Source organism: Photorhabdus sp. RM71S (genome assembly GCF_042879355.1).
Lineage (GTDB): Bacteria > Pseudomonadota > Gammaproteobacteria > Enterobacterales > Enterobacteriaceae > Photorhabdus > Photorhabdus kayaii.
Genome location: NZ_JBHFKV010000021.1, coordinates 43,579 through 58,062, shown reverse-complemented (window position 1 = coordinate 58,062; position 14,484 = coordinate 43,579). Strand labels below are relative to the sequence as shown.

Here is a 14,484-nt window from a genome sequence, read left to right as displayed (position 1 = left end):
TATTATTGAGCTTTCGCTTCTGACTTATCAGCATTATTAAGCAGGCGGCGAATGGGGACAATTAACACCATCAAGACGACTGCACAAATAACCAGAGCTAAAGATACACGGGAGAACAGATCAGGTAGGTTGTCCAGTTGATCAGCGCGTACATGTCCACCAATCAAGCCGGCAGCTAAATTACCTAAAGCGCTCGCACAAAACCACAAGCCCATGACTTGACCACGCATTCGAGATGGGGCCAGTAGCGTCATCGTTGCGAGACCAATGGGGCTAAGGCACAGTTCACCGAGTGTCAGCAATAGAATACTTGCGACCAGCCAGAATGGAGAAACGGTTTCACCTGTTGCGAGTACATTCTGTGCTGCCAGGATCATCAGACCAAAACCACCGGCACCGAACAGAATACCAATAATGAATTTACTGATACTGCTTGGATTGATATTACTTTTTGCCAATACGGGCCATAGCCAACTAAATACGGGAGCCAGTAGGACAATGAATAGTGCGTTGATTGACTGGAACCATACTGTTGGGATTTCAAATCCCATGACTAAGCGGTTAGTATAATCATTGGCAAATAGGTTAAATGAGGTTGGCTTCTGTTCGAATGCAGACCAAAAGAAGGCGGCAGATACCAGTAAAATAAAACAAACCAGTAGGCGAGAACGGTCACTACCGCTCAAACCAGCAAACAGGAACAGATAGACAAAGTAAAGTGTTACACAAGATGAGATGATATAGACCATCGTACTGGCTACAGCCACGGGATTAAATGGAATAATACCGAGGATAAGTAGGGCAATAATCGCAATCATAGCAATAATAGCGGTAAAAACCCATTTGCCGACATTTTTACGTTTGACTGTGGGGCGATCCCAGTTTGAATCCAATCCCCCCTCTTTGTCATAACGGCGCATCAGAGGAACAGCGTAAAATCGGAATATCAGTAGGGCAATCAACATCCCTAGCCCACCAATACCAAAACCCCAATGCCAACCATAATCTTGAATGAGTAAACCGGTAATTAATGGAGAGATAAAGGAGCCCAGATTAATCCCCATATAAAACAGAGAGAAACCACCATCACGACGTGGATCATCTTTTTTATACAGTGTGCCGACCATGACGGTGATACAGGTTTTAAACAGCCCTGTACCTAATACGATCAGTAGTAAGCCGATAAAAAACAGGTGATGACTCAAGAAAGCGGAAAGAGCGATAGACAAGTGCCCTAGTGCAATAATGATTGAGCCATACCAGACTGCTTGACGTTGACCTAACCAGTTATCCGCTAGCCAACCACCGGGTAGTGCGGTCAGATAAACACTGCCTGCAAAGATACCGACAATGGCAGCGGCCTGTTCACGAGGAATACCCATACCACCATCATAGATGGTTGCAGCCATGAATAAGATCAGCAGTGGACGAATGCCGTAGTAAGAGAAACGTTCCCACATTTCTGTGAAGAACAAAGAACTTAATGGATAAGGATGCCCAAAGAAAGTTCTGGTTTTCGTATTGTTAATGGAGGATTGCATCTAAGTTTTCCTATAAGACTACACTCTAAGAGTGCAGTGTGTGTGACAAATAAAGCTTTTAACAAGCTCTTTCAAATTTAGGTTTAGAGCAAACAAAAAAGCCACGTTTTTATTAAATGATGTCCTGTTTTGTTAATATATTTTTAACATATTTTTCGGTCAATTTTATTAACAAGTAAGATATCTCTTACTTTATATTTCATTTTTCAGAGCAAAATCCGACATAAATCTCATTTCTCATCATTGATTGGTTAAAATGAGGATAAGACCTATTGACTTACTTCTATTTATATTCGATGTCTTTTTATGGGGAAAATATTTTAAAATAATAAATTAAGTAATAACTATAATATATAAGACATCTTTTCAAAGGCTAGATATTAACGGTGATAATGAAAGATAAAGAAAGTAAAGTAACCTGATTGTCAACTTAGTATTTATTAGGAAATTTTAGATTAGTCCTTGTTTCTTATATAAAAATTGGAAATAAATTAGATTAAAAAATATGGCATCAGCATTAAGATGAGATAGTGAATTATTGGGGGGATACGAAAGTGATTATGGCTGTTTCCTGGATGAAGAAACAGCCATGAATAAATTTAATGGACTTTATCAGCTTGTCCGTACAGAGAAGGCATACCCTTAGGCCGGGTTTTAAAGCGACGATGCAACCACATATATTGATCAGGTGCCTGTAAAATTTCCTGTTCGACAACTCTATTCATGAAAGCAGCTGCTTTCACTTCATCATCTTTTGGAAATCCTGCCACTGCTGGTTGAATAATCAGTTCATAACCTTTTCCATCAGGCAGACGACGGGGAGTAAATGGGATCATTGCCGGATCAGCGAGGCGTACAAGTATCGACGTGCCTGTGGTGGTTGCAGCGTGTTCTACAGCAAATAGTGGTGCAAATACGCTTTTTCGTGGGCCGTAATCATGATCGGGGGCGTACCAGACAATTTCGCCATTTTTCAGACAGCGGATCATGCCTTTGACATCTTTTCTATCCAGCATATATTTGTTGGAGCGCAGTCGTCCCCATGTTTGTAGCCAATCCATAACTGGATTATCATTTGGTCGGTAGACTCCAATTCCAGGATTGAGCAAACCGAGAATGCGGGCACCGAGTTCCAGCGTCAGGAAATGGATACCAATAACAATAATTCCTTGCCCAGTAGTTTGAATTTTCTGAATATTTTCTCGCCCAATAACTTTAAACCAGCGTTCTATCCGCCAGTCAGGCCAAAACCAAGCCATACCCGTTTCAAATATTCCCATTCCGACGGATTCAAAGTTTTTTATTAATAGCGCGTTGCGCTCCTCTTGTGGCATATCAGGAAAACATAGCTCAAGATTTCTTTCGGCAACTTTGGCACGTTTTTTCAGAAAGCGCATAGAAAATCTGCCCAGACGAGTGCCTATCCGGTAAATAATGGGGTAGGGGAGCAGAACCAGTAAGTAAAGCAGGCTGATACCAAACCAAGTAGGCCAATAACGGGGATGAAGTAGTGAACGTTGAAAAGAAGGTGCTTGTATCATGGATTCTCAGGTTTTTATAGTTCCAATAAGATGGACAAAACAATTTTTCTATTGTGACATTTTTTAACGGGATATCGAAGTTTTCAAGTATGAAATGTTTATGATCTCAATTTTGGTGCACTTAGCTCTTGTCATTGGTAAAGAATGATAGCTCATAATTTACTGATAAATAAAAATTAAAATAGTTTTACAGAGCTATTTACAATTCATGTAGATAATATTACTGTTTATATGAACAGTGTTGTTTGTGGAGGGAAAAATTATGCATGTAGAAGTCACTATCGATAAATCTAAAAAACTGCCAAAAGGTGCCGTCCCTGCGCTTGCTGTAGAACTGGATAACCGTCTTAAACGTCGCTGGCCTGATATTAAAACCAATGTGAAGTTGGCAAGTCATGATGGGCTATCTATTCGTGGTGGAACTCCTGATGACAGGAAAGCCGTTGAAGAGATTCTACAAGAGACATGGGAAAGCGCTGATGATTGGTTCCAGCCTTGATAGAGATTAAGCCATTGCCAGTTAAACTTGCTGGTTGCTAGTCGTTTGGCGTATCTATCTTTGTCCTGTGAGCAAAGGGCTGCGTAATCAATTGATGGGAGGAGGGCCCTCCCGTTTTATTATTACTGATTTCCTATCATTGCGTTACAAATGACTACTCGTTGAAAATCATTTTCGTTATCATATTACGCTTGATAGCGGAGGCTATCACTTATATACCCGTTATCTTTCAAGTTGCCTCTTTGTTGGCTGCACTCGCTTACCCTGGTCACATAGTTCGCTATGCTCCCGGGGATTCGCTCCCTTGCCGTCGCGATGCATCTTGAAATCCATAGGGTATACATCCCTATTTTATGACTTGAAATTCAGGAAAGTACACCATGTCAGTGTTACACAACCGCATTTCTAATAAAGAGCTGAAAGCACGTATGTTGGCGGAGACTCAACCTCGTACGACCATCTCTTTTTATAAATATTTTAACATCTTAGATCCTCTGGCTTTTCGCAACAGCTTGTATCAACAATTTACTGATCTTTCAGTATTTGGCCGGGTTTATATTGCTAAAGAGGGGATCAATGCTCAGATAAGTTTACCAACTCATAATTTAGAAGCATTTAAAGCTTTGCTGTATAGCGTTGATCCTGCATTGGATAATTTGAGGCTGAATATTGCGCTTGATGATGATGGGAAATCTTTCTGGGTTTTGCGTATGAAAGTACGTGACCGCGTAGTGGCTGATGGGATTGAAGATGAAACTTTTGATCCATCAAAAACCGGCGAGTACCTTAAAGCTGAGCAGGTCAACCAGATGCTGGATGATCCTGATACGCTATTTGTTGATATGCGCAATCACTATGAATATGAAGTCGGGCATTTTGAAAATGCAATTGAAATTCCTTCTGATACATTCCGTGAACAGCTGCCAATGGCTGCGGAAATATTGCAGGATAATAAGGATAAAAATATTGTAATGTACTGCACCGGTGGTATTCGCTGTGAAAAAGCCAGTGCTTATATGCTGCACAATGGCTTTAAAAACGTCTATCACGTAGAGGGCGGTATTATCGAATATGCCCGTAAAGCGAGAGAACAGGGATTACCGGTACGTTTTATTGGTAAAAACTTTGTCTTTGATGAGCGGATGGGAGAGCGTATTTCAGACGATGTGATTGCTCATTGCCATCAATGTGGCGTGTCTTGCGACAGCCATACTAATTGTAAAAATGAAGGTTGCCACTTGCTATTTATTCAGTGTCCAGAGTGTGCAACTAAATTTGAAGGCTGTTGTAGTGAAATGTGCAGAGAAGAAGTCAGGTTACCGGAAACCGAGCAGCGTGCTCGCCGTGCCGGTCGTGAAAATGGAGCAAAAATATTTAATAAATCCCGGCATCGTCTACAGGATGGGTTGAACAGTACTTCACTACAGTCTGTTGAATAACGTGATTAATCGCTGGCACAGCGATCAATGTGCCAGTTTATTTGATTTATACCCGTTATCTTTCAAGTTGCCTCTTTGTTGGCTGCACTCACTCACCCCGGTCACATAGTTATCTATGCTCCCGGGGATTCGCTCCCTTGCCGTCGCGATGCATCTTGAAATCCATAGGGTATAGTTAATAGAATACTTTAATAGAGGTATTTAAATACATTGTAAATAAAGCAGAGTTCAATTCTATTATGCACATTTATTTTTTCAGTAATGTGTCTTTTATGAGAATAGACTGTGCTATTACTGATTTTTAACTTTTTTGATATCTGGTAATTAGGGATTTCTTGCATCCAGTAATCGATAACTTTGTGCTCTTGAGGGCTGAAAATAGAACAGCATTGGTCAACTGTTGTTTTATGTCTCTGAATTTCCTGTAATGTAATTTTGCTAATCTTATTAAGCAGGTAGGTAAGATTTCTCTTTGCCAGAATAAAAACACTATCCTTCAATGTAATATAATGATCACAATAAGGATAGGCGCTATCGAGGTATATATAAATACGAGTGTTATCTATAAGTGTAATGAATTTCTGTAAATCGGAACAGTAACTGGCATGATGACAATAATGTGTCAAATTAGCTAAAACAATATCAGGAGCAAAATGAGTGACAATATTTATAGCCTCATTAATTGACGGTGAGTCAACAATTTCAAGATCTTCGGCATTATCATTTTTCTTTAAAAACTCTCTGATACCTGAACGGGTATAATAGCACTCTTCAACAATTAAGATTTTCATTATTGTACATCCCTGTTCCTGTTTGGCCAAACTCACAATAAACGCCCCATCTATTAGTAGTCAACTCGGCAATTGTGATGGTTAAGTTAACTTAATCCGAAATTATTATATAGTGATATGGTATTCCAGACAAAATCTTTGAGATGAATTGATGTGTCTCCTGCCCGGACACCCATTTGTACGGGTGTCCGGGTTTAAGATTATTAATGTTTCGTATGGGTTAGATCACTGTATTCTGAAGATTCGATCTTTTCAATTCCTGCTTGGAGGATGTATATCAATTGCTTTGCAATGTCAGTTGTCAACCATAAGGTTCGATCTACCATGACATGTTCTGGTGTTTGATCTTGGGAGGACAAATAGTGAAGGCGTAGCATCATTGCATCATATGTATCAACGGTACTGACATCCCAACCTACAACAGGATGCGTTTGAATAACCTCATCTTTACTGCCCATAAAACCTCCTAATCAGATCACTGCATTATTTATTAATATCATTGACTAAGAGCAAACTACCTCATTCTTGAATGAGTCATTAGTTAGTATATGCTTTTTAATGAAAGTAAGAAGGTTTTTTGTTAGGAATTGTAAGTCAATTTGTTGGTGTGTTGATAACTATGTAAATTAATGGGGATGATGACCATCCCCATGTTATATCAGTCTGCTACTTTCACATCCCAACGGGCATCTTCGCCAGCCAAAAATGGAATAAGCCTTTCATTATTACAATCGATATATTCAATGATGGTAGAGGATTTGCGAGTCAGTTCGATAAAGCCCTCATTGACAGGTAGCCCGTAAAATTTAGGGCCATTAAGTGAACAGAAAGCTTCAAAATGCGGTAATGCATTCATCTCCTCAAACACTGTTGCATAAGCAGGTAACGCTGATAGTGCGTTAAAGACGCCGGCACAACCACAGGAGGATTCTTTCTTGTGTTGAGCATGTGGTGCCGAGTCTGTGCCCAGGAAGAAGCGATCACAACCACTGGCGATGGCTGCTCGTAAAGCTTCTTGATGCACATTACGTTTCAGCACAGGCAGACAGTACAGATGTGGACGGATCCCACCAACCAGCATATGGTTGCGGTTGAACATGAGATGCTGTGGAGTTAATGTCGCTGCCAAATTGTTATCGCTTTCCAGCACATATTGCGCAGCTTCTTTAGTAGTTATGTGCTCAAACACAACTTTCAGTGCCGGGAACTGGTTACGTAGTGGTTCCATAACTTGTTCAATAAAACGGGCTTCTCGATCAAAAATATCAATATGAGAAGCAGTAACCTCACCGTGGACGAGTAGAGGCATCCCCAGTTTTTCCATAACGGCTAATAGTGGATAAATATTCTTTATATCAGAGACGCCGTGGCTTGAATTGGTTGTGGCATTGGCAGGGTAGAGCTTACAGGCGGTAAAAATGCCTTCTTTATAACCTATTTCTATCTGAGAACTTTCAGTAGTGTTAGTAAGATAACAGGTCATAAGGGGCTGGAAGTTATGCCCTTCGGGAATGGCTGCCAATATTCTGTCTCTATAGGCCTTAGCACTGACCACTTCTGTAATCGGCGAAAGCAGATTAGGCATGACGATAGCACGGCCAAAGTAACGACTGGTATAGGGAACGACAGTTTTTAGCATTTCACCATCACGAAAATGGATGTGCCAGTCATCAGGGCGGCGGATTTTTATTGTGTATGATTCAGTGGTCATGAGAAACCGGCTCCAGTATATATGATAGGAACGAAGATGCTGAGTTCAGCATATCCAGGCCGGGAATGGATGATAAAGCTAAAATGGTTGAATAGCTATTAATGAATATAATTTTTAGAAAAAAATTCAGCCAAATCAATTAGATTAGGGTAGTCAGAGGTGGATTTTCTTATAACAAAGGAAAAATAAAATATGAGGGTAAAAAAGAGATGAAGTTGGCTCCTCCAACTGGATTTGAACCAGTGACATACGGATTAACAGTCCGCCGTTCTACCGACTGAACTATGGAGGAACTCCTTCACAACGGGGCGTATATTAGTGATATGTTTCGGCTTTGTCAAAGTATAAAACAATAGAAAAAGTTTGTTTGCTGGCAAAATGCACTTGTTGTTATATTTTTATGCTAGTTACTTGAGATTTGATGGAATTTTATTCCATTAACGTAAGTTGAATAGAACTACCGTGCTTATGTTATGAGTAAATAGTTGGGAGAATTAAGTAGAGAAGTCAGAATAGCAAAAATCCCGCATTAAGCGGGATTTTCATAATTTGGCTCCTCCAACTGGACTTGAACCAGTGACATACGGATTAACAGTCCGCCGTTCTACCGACTGAACTATGGAGGAACTCCTTCACAACGGGGTGAATATTAACGATATGCTTTTGCTTTGTCAAAGCAGAAAATAACAAAAATGGTCTGTTTGCTGTCAAACTGAACTTTTTGATCTATTTTTATGCCAAATAAGGCTTATTTGCTGGAGATGTATGCTATAGAAGCGGATTGATGTTGATTAGAATTGTTATACTACGTTGTAAGCGACGGGTGGAATTAGGAATGCAAGAAGCCCGCACTTGGCGGGCTTCTTATGAATTTGGCTCCTCCAACTGGACTCGAACCAGTGACATACGGATTAACAGTCCGCCGTTCTACCGACTGAACTATGGAGGAATTGTCCTTGACAACGAGGCGAATAATATCTGGGTATTTTGGGCTTGTCAAAGGGGAAAAGTAAAAATTGAGTTTGATTGGTTAACTGATGTTCAATAATGATGTTTTTTACCATTTTTTTGTCAATTAAATTTTTCAGCGCAAGAAACACGAGAGTTAACTGATATTTACCCATGATAATTAGATGGTGAAAATACCATCTATATTTTTATTTAGAAAATAATTAATTATGAGCATTAAAAATATAATTAAATATATATTAGATAATTTTTTCTTTGTGTTATTTATGATATTTTTATATTTCATGGTAATTTTCCTATTTTATCTGTTTTAACAGATCACTTATTGTATTTTGATATTTATTATCGGATTTACTTGTCTATAATTATTAACTGAAAAAGTAATTTATTATTTAATATCTGATTTGGCAAACATGATATTAATCCACGCCAAAGCGAATGATAAAGAGTTTGACATTAATAATGAAATCTCATTTTCTGCTAGTATACTAAGATATTCTCGATCTAATAATGTATTTGCATATGCATATAAAATGCAATGAAATGAATAAAAACTATTTCAAAAAATATTTTAAATTAAATAATTGGTAAGGAGGTGGAAATAATTTTAAATATAAAACAAGCAGATAATATTCCCCCCGAAAAGAGTGGTTAATTTTCTGGTGATTTTTATAAAACAGATGAGGAGAAGTCATGAAGTTTTTAATTAATACTGATGTAACTAACTGGGTTTCACATAAAGACTGGTTTAACGTTCCATTACGATTGTTTGTAGTTCTACAGGATGATGATGGTTCTGTATCATTAGAAAATTACAAAAGTAAAATTGTGGTGAATGGCTTGAATGAAGGCGAATATGAAATCGTAAATAACAATAGCATATTTGATCCCATTAGTAGAGCATCTGAAATATTAGTAAAAATCAAGACAGATCAGAGAGTTAATGCAACAATTGGCTTTGATGCCGAAGTAACGGATGCGAGTGGTGGTGTGGTAGCGAAAGCCGCTCTGAGTCGATTTAAACTAAAGTCAGTGGGATTGGCAGCACCTGTATATCCGGCACATTATGATAATGTTATTAGCGGTGATGATATAAAAGCAGGAGTTAGAGTACTTTTTACTGATTCTAATATTTTAGATAAACATGAACTGAAATTTGTTTTTGATAATGATAATGTTGAAGTTGTTCCTGGTGTGCAAAATAGCGGTGATATTCGTAGTTTGCCGGTGAAAAATGATCTCCTTACTGAAGGTAAACATGATAGCCTTTATTATACTATTAGCGAAAGCGGTACTGCTAGATTTTCTGCTATTCAACGTGTACTTGTAGAGCTTGATGAAGATTCTGCAACAGTCCAGGTCCGTCGTGATTTAGAAGTGCCTTATATTGAAGAGTATGATGAAAATAGGGGCCGACCAATTGGTGAGAGTATTATTGATTATGACATCAATATTTTGGTCAACGATGTAAAACTTAAAGATAAGGAGTTGAAAAAAGGTACAGTACACATAAGAGGGTATTCTGCTGACAATCGAGATACAGGGGAATTAGTATTAAAGATAGATTCTTTACAAGGTAGTGAAGATAATATTTTTCGGTTAGCTGTAATTAAGCCTGAAGAAAATGCAGATGGTCAGCCGGGTGGAGTTGATTTCTTTAATTATATAGGTAATGGTCAGGTAAGAATTCACTACGAAATATCATTTGTTGGTGAAGTGAATATATTGCATAAATCTAAAGAGAAGATTTATAAGGTAGTTCTGGATTGATTATTTTGGTGCCGGCGAATGTGTTGTTGCTTACATAGAAAAAAAGCCCAATTCTTATTGGGCTTTTTTGCATGCTAGCCATATTTTTGTATACCAGCTATTCTATGCGTACTAGAGATTCTCTTTAACATCTCCAGGCTTGAATTTGGCTCCTCCAACTGGACTTGAACCAGTGACATACGGATTAACAGTCCGCCGTTCTACCGACTGAACTATGGAGGAATCGTTCTTGAGAACGGGGCGGATACTAGCGATCAATTGAAACGCTGTCAACGCAAAAAAGCTTACTAGTTTATTATTTGCTTGCCATATGAGCGCATTGTCTTATAACTGTGCTATTTCACTGAAGTTGAGTACTTTTGTTCATTTTATCGGCTATTCATGATCGGTAACGATGTTGCTATATGTGATTGCTCAGGAAACACCATGATATAAACATCATAAAAATGAATTTCACCTTTCATTTGTATAATGCGCTTGATTTCATCTTTTATTGCCAATGGAACATGAGGGTGGGAACAAAGTTCTTTGATTGCGCAGTCTGAGATTTTTTCGCTGACGAACCATTCGCCGTTGTAACATACCCGTAGATCAAGTACGCCGATATCATCAAACCGATACACAGGTTTGATTTCGAGTAATAAAACCGCCGACATAATAATGAAGAGTACTGTAAAAGCTAGCAGTGAAAGTAAACTAAAATATGGGGCATACCAGATAAGTGCAGCGAGAAACAGGTAGGATACAAGCATAGCCAGGCAGAGATAAGGATGGTTGCTGATAAATTGGCTGTTAAAACGGGGTTTACCATCACGTTGTTCTTCGATGTTGATTCGTTCAAGATCCTGAATCAGTATCTGTTTAATGATATTCATATATTGACCTGATTAAGCAAAAGAAAAGTGAAATATTTTCATAACTATACCCTATGGATTTCAAGATGCATCGCGGCGGCAAGGGAGCGAATCCCCGGGAGCATAGAGAACTATGTGACCGGGGTGAGTGAGTGCAGCCAACAAAGAGGCAACTTGAAAGATGACGGGTATATATTGCCCTTAAGGCTAGCATGGGGGAGGTGATCTTACGTAGATCAGTTGTTTTATTTTAATCTGCCAATTGTTATTGACTAAGATTAACTCTAATGCTTTCATTAAGATAAAGGTTGAATAAATCAAAAAAATTTATAACTAATGACATTGTTTGTTAAATTATTGCTTTAATAATGAGCATAAATATTTTTTTTAAAACACCAATGCATAAAAAGGTTGCTATTCCTTTTCTATCATGAGTTAATGCAGCCGGCCTGATTAACAGACCTACTTTATGTACGACATCTTGAGTTAATGAGTTATGTGTAAGTGTTATCCTCAGATAGCCTTTGTTGACGCGTTTCCTTCTTAGTGCCTCCATAAGTAATAGCTGATATAACTGGCCAATACATGCCCAATGGTGGCAAAATTTTTTTGATATATAGGAAAGTCACAATGTCTGACAAAATGAAAGGTCAAGTGAAGTGGTTCAACGAGTCTAAAGGCTTCGGTTTCATCACCCCAGCTGACGGTAGCAAAGACGTATTCGTTCACTTCTCTGCCATTCAGGGTAACGGTTTCAAAACTTTGGCAGAAGGCCAGAACGTAGAATTCACCATTGAAAATGGTGCAAAAGGCCCAGCAGCAGCAAACGTAATGGCTATCTGATTGCTTGGATGATTTTGAAGCCCGTCACTATTTTCTATAGTGACGGGCTTTTTCTTTGCTAAAGCCATATCCTTCTTTACTTATTAATTACTCCTGATTATACTTCGTACGAATTTTATTGGAGAGATAGCCATTGGATAGTCAAAGTTTTCGGTTAAATAGACAATAAAACGGCAAGCTATTTATTTCCTTCCGATTTGCTGCTTGCCAAATAAAGCGGGCAGTACCACTCAAAATATCTGAGCTGTACTTACTCAAAGAATGATGTTATCCGGTTTTGGTCAAATAACCGGGATAGTATGTTGGGTTTTTATTATGCTGTTATATATTTACGCTTTGTTACCTCCAGGTATGGACAGAAAATAGGGCTGAATTAAATATTCAGCATACATTTCTGTGTGCAAAACAAATGCACATGATTATTTATCCATTTGGTTGTATGGAGAATGTCATGTTAATAACTCCTTTTGTCTTTCATTTATTATCGGCTATGTGTTTTGGCGCATTAATTGGTGCTGAGCGCCAATGGCGTCAACGTATGGCAGGTTTAAGAACCAATGCATTAGTTGCGACCGGTGCAGCAGTTTTTATCCTCAGTTCAATAACAACTTCACCCGATAGTGCTGGTCGTATTGCTGCACAAGTTGTTTCAGGTATTGGTTTCCTTGGTGCGGGTGTCATTATGCGGGAAGGTATGAACATTCATGGATTAAATACCGCAGCAACTTTATGGTGCTCGGCTGGAATTGGTGTGCTGTGTGGCTTGGGACAATATTGGCTAGCAGGGATAGCGACAGCGATTATTCTTTGCGCAAATATATTGTTACGTGAAGCAGCTTTGCGCATTAATTTACAACCCAGGCAGCAGGCTATTGATCAAGTACAGTGTTATAAAATTCACATAGTGTGTGACAGTGATGACGAAATTCTGGTGAGAACTTTGGTGTTACAGGCTCTCAATGGAGTCGCTGTGAGGCTACGATCACTGAGTTTCGCTGCTAGAGTTCAATCTGGAAAATTTGAAGTGTGCGCTGAAGTGTTAGCAACTCTGGATGAGCAAAAAGAGATTGAAGCAATTGTTTGTCGTATAAGTCTGGAAAAGAGCGTTAGCTCAATAAACTGGAAAATTGTTTCTGAACTACCGATCTGAAAGTCTTTTGTGTAAAACAGTTATCACTAATTTGATAAGGAATCATAATTTTCGTCATAAGAAACAAACAAAGCGTTGCCTATGGTGTGTTTCCCCAGTTAGGCAACGTATAATTAAGAAATTATTTAGAACTATTTTCCGAATAATTAAGGTGAATATTTCGTCCGTAATGCTTTTATTTATATGCTGGTGATTTTGGCAAGGATAAATTATAAACAAAGCTGTGAAGCTTGTGATTAGAGTGGTGGTAACAGTACTGCGTTGTAGTTTTACAGATCCTGGTACTCAGAATGATTGATCGCATATCTTGTACCAAGAGAGATTATGTTCTTGCTGCTATTTGAGGCAGATACGCGAAGTGGTATTGGTCAAATAGTTACTATTGTTACAATTAAATCTATTGTTGATTAATGGCTTCTCCAAGTAAAAATCGTTCGATGCGGTATTTTTAGCCTTGGTTTTGTCACTGGACTGACTGTTGAACATTGCTATTCTCATATCAGAATTTAGCCGTGGTAAACCTGATATAGGTATCATACGCGGGTACAGAAAAATTGATGAGTTGATATTTAATTTGGTTCTCCATCAGCTGCTCATTATTGCTCAGAATTTTCAGTGAAAATATCAATTATTTTCAAAGGGTAAGTAGAAGAAGTGATCTAAGTTTGTTCTTATATAAGAGTAAAATAGATAATAATTCTGCTTGATGGAGAATGTCGTGAAAAAATAATGGAAGTGGCTGATGGTTACCATCAGACAAAATTTTAGAGTATTAATTTAACAGTTCGATATTTATCCGATGATAAAGTAAAAACGTTTGTCATCTTTATGGTGATGAAAGAGTGATGATATTACAGGAGTTGCTAACTTTCCTTGATCCAGTGGAGGAGAGTGTGGTCCCTGTTATTTCTGTATTAAGAAAGAGTAACACAGCAGCAGGAGTTCTTACCGTGGATAATTCTGCTATTACTGTCAGGATTTGTCATGATGTAGGGTTAGAACTCAAAGTTATTTTAGCATTCTAACAAACAGAGTTGATGGTGACTGAAATCTTGAGAAATGAAATCAGATTGGTATTTAGCAAACTGTGTATCGTAAAAATCCTGTATTGCAAAAGAACGGGCATACAGTTGGTTTCTTGATGATAACATTAATGGTGCTGTGGTATTGAGATACGCTGATGTAGGAGTTTTTGTTAGCAAAGGTACAGATAGTGCAAAAAAAGCGATAGATATTACTAGGCTTGATAAGAGTTTAGGGGTGTCAAATGAAGGGCCGTTAAGAGAAGAGAGGCGAGTGGGAGTATTATCAAGTGCTTGAATATAACGGCAAGTTTGAATTTTGGAATGTTTTTTCAATATTGGTTACCAGAGTCT

At 38.4% G+C, this 14,484-nt stretch carries 12 protein-coding genes and 4 tRNA genes; 6 read left to right on the top strand and 10 right to left on the bottom strand.

The window, feature by feature from the left end; translation table 11 throughout:
- Nucleotides 1-2 precede the first annotated feature (2 nt).
- Both ACGF5R_RS12780 and ACGF5R_RS12775 read right to left on the bottom strand, forming a co-directional pair.
- Entirely contained in the window at nucleotides 3-1,541 is a 1,539-nt protein-coding gene (locus tag ACGF5R_RS12780) for a peptide MFS transporter (RefSeq protein WP_112877884.1), read from the bottom strand.
- Nucleotides 1,542-2,140: 599 nt separating this feature from the next.
- Nucleotides 2,141-3,082: a Kdo(2)-lipid IV(A) acyltransferase gene (locus ACGF5R_RS12775; protein ID WP_112877885.1), complete on the bottom strand. Its 942-nt coding sequence runs from the start codon at nucleotides 3,080-3,082 to the stop codon at nucleotides 2,141-2,143.
- A gap of 262 nt (nucleotides 3,083-3,344) precedes the next feature.
- On the opposite strand from ACGF5R_RS12775, the gene ACGF5R_RS12770 reads away from it, so the two are divergent.
- Nucleotides 3,345-3,581 carry a DinI family protein gene (locus ACGF5R_RS12770; RefSeq protein WP_112877886.1) on the top strand — a complete coding sequence of 79 codons (237 nt, stop codon included), beginning with the start codon at nucleotides 3,345-3,347 and terminating at the stop codon, nucleotides 3,579-3,581.
- Between the two features lie 380 nt (nucleotides 3,582-3,961).
- Nucleotides 3,962-5,020: a rhodanese-related sulfurtransferase gene (locus ACGF5R_RS12765; protein WP_112877887.1), complete on the top strand. Its 1,059-nt coding sequence runs from the start codon at nucleotides 3,962-3,964 to the stop codon at nucleotides 5,018-5,020.
- A gap of 188 nt (nucleotides 5,021-5,208) precedes the next feature.
- On the opposite strand, the gene ACGF5R_RS12760 is transcribed toward ACGF5R_RS12765, so the two are convergent.
- From ACGF5R_RS12760 to ACGF5R_RS12735, 6 genes are all read right to left on the bottom strand, one after another.
- Complete coding sequence (locus ACGF5R_RS12760; protein ID WP_112877888.1) at nucleotides 5,209-5,811, bottom strand: response regulator transcription factor; 603 nt, start codon at nucleotides 5,809-5,811, stop codon at nucleotides 5,209-5,211.
- 203 nt (nucleotides 5,812-6,014) lie between these two features.
- A complete protein-coding gene (gene bssS, locus ACGF5R_RS12755; RefSeq protein WP_112877889.1) occupies nucleotides 6,015-6,269 on the bottom strand; it encodes a biofilm formation regulator BssS in 255 nt (84 codons plus the stop codon).
- Nucleotides 6,270-6,469: 200 nt separating this feature from the next.
- Nucleotides 6,470-7,522 carry a dihydroorotase gene (gene pyrC, locus ACGF5R_RS12750; protein WP_387691145.1) on the bottom strand — a complete coding sequence of 351 codons (1,053 nt, stop codon included), beginning with the start codon at nucleotides 7,520-7,522 and terminating at the stop codon, nucleotides 6,470-6,472.
- 216 nt (nucleotides 7,523-7,738) lie between these two features.
- A tRNA-Asn gene (locus ACGF5R_RS12745) sits at nucleotides 7,739-7,814 on the bottom strand.
- Nucleotides 7,815-8,072: 258 nt separating this feature from the next.
- Nucleotides 8,073-8,148: transfer RNA gene (locus ACGF5R_RS12740), tRNA-Asn, on the bottom strand.
- Nucleotides 8,149-8,395: 247 nt separating this feature from the next.
- A tRNA-Asn gene (locus ACGF5R_RS12735) sits at nucleotides 8,396-8,471 on the bottom strand.
- A 713-nt stretch (nucleotides 8,472-9,184) separates the two neighbouring features.
- Here ACGF5R_RS12735 and ACGF5R_RS12730 point away from each other — a divergent pair.
- Entirely contained in the window at nucleotides 9,185-10,261 is a 1,077-nt protein-coding gene (locus ACGF5R_RS12730; RefSeq protein ID WP_112877891.1) for a hypothetical protein, read from the top strand.
- 146 nt (nucleotides 10,262-10,407) lie between these two features.
- Here the strand turns inward: ACGF5R_RS12730 and ACGF5R_RS12725 are convergent.
- Both ACGF5R_RS12725 and ACGF5R_RS12720 read right to left on the bottom strand, forming a co-directional pair.
- A tRNA-Asn gene (locus ACGF5R_RS12725) sits at nucleotides 10,408-10,483 on the bottom strand.
- Between the two features lie 146 nt (nucleotides 10,484-10,629).
- Nucleotides 10,630-11,136, bottom strand: coding sequence for a YlaC family protein (locus tag ACGF5R_RS12720; protein WP_112877892.1), 507 nt, complete (start codon nucleotides 11,134-11,136; stop codon nucleotides 10,630-10,632).
- A gap of 609 nt (nucleotides 11,137-11,745) precedes the next feature.
- On the opposite strand from ACGF5R_RS12720, the gene cspE reads away from it, so the two are divergent.
- The 3 genes from cspE (at nucleotide 11,746) to ACGF5R_RS12705 (ending at nucleotide 14,133) form a co-directional block, all read left to right on the top strand.
- Entirely contained in the window at nucleotides 11,746-11,958 is a 213-nt protein-coding gene (gene cspE, locus ACGF5R_RS12715; RefSeq protein ID WP_011146114.1) for a transcription antiterminator/RNA stability regulator CspE, read from the top strand.
- A 451-nt stretch (nucleotides 11,959-12,409) separates the two neighbouring features.
- Entirely contained in the window at nucleotides 12,410-13,108 is a 699-nt protein-coding gene (locus tag ACGF5R_RS12710; RefSeq protein ID WP_192881017.1) for an MgtC family protein, read from the top strand.
- Nucleotides 13,109-13,950: 842 nt separating this feature from the next.
- Nucleotides 13,951-14,133 carry a hypothetical protein gene (locus ACGF5R_RS12705; RefSeq protein WP_387691143.1) on the top strand — a complete coding sequence of 61 codons (183 nt, stop codon included), beginning with the start codon at nucleotides 13,951-13,953 and terminating at the stop codon, nucleotides 14,131-14,133.
- The last annotated feature ends 351 nt before the right edge of the window (nucleotides 14,134-14,484 follow it).

Excerpts from the sequence above, each read along its gene's own strand:
- ACGF5R_RS12760 (WP_112877888.1), bottom strand. The coding sequence starts at position 5,811 with ATGAAAATCTTAATTGTTGAAGAGTGCTATTATACCCGTTCAGGTATC.
- ACGF5R_RS12710 (WP_192881017.1), top strand. The coding sequence starts at position 12,410 with ATGTTAATAACTCCTTTTGTCTTTCATTTATTATCGGCTATGTGTTTT.
- ACGF5R_RS12775 (WP_112877885.1), bottom strand. The coding sequence starts at position 3,082 with ATGATACAAGCACCTTCTTTTCAACGTTCACTACTTCATCCCCGTTAT.
- cspE (WP_011146114.1), top strand. The coding sequence starts at position 11,746 with ATGTCTGACAAAATGAAAGGTCAAGTGAAGTGGTTCAACGAGTCTAAA.
- ACGF5R_RS12720 (WP_112877892.1), bottom strand. The coding sequence starts at position 11,136 with ATGAATATCATTAAACAGATACTGATTCAGGATCTTGAACGAATCAAC.
- ACGF5R_RS12765 (WP_112877887.1), top strand. The coding sequence starts at position 3,962 with ATGTCAGTGTTACACAACCGCATTTCTAATAAAGAGCTGAAAGCACGT.
- ACGF5R_RS12730 (WP_112877891.1), top strand. The coding sequence starts at position 9,185 with ATGAAGTTTTTAATTAATACTGATGTAACTAACTGGGTTTCACATAAA.
- pyrC (WP_387691145.1), bottom strand. The coding sequence starts at position 7,522 with ATGACCACTGAATCATACACAATAAAAATCCGCCGCCCTGATGACTGG.
- bssS (WP_112877889.1), bottom strand. The coding sequence starts at position 6,269 with ATGGGCAGTAAAGATGAGGTTATTCAAACGCATCCTGTTGTAGGTTGG.
- ACGF5R_RS12770 (WP_112877886.1), top strand. The coding sequence starts at position 3,345 with ATGCATGTAGAAGTCACTATCGATAAATCTAAAAAACTGCCAAAAGGT.
- ACGF5R_RS12780 (WP_112877884.1), bottom strand. The coding sequence starts at position 1,541 with ATGCAATCCTCCATTAACAATACGAAAACCAGAACTTTCTTTGGGCAT.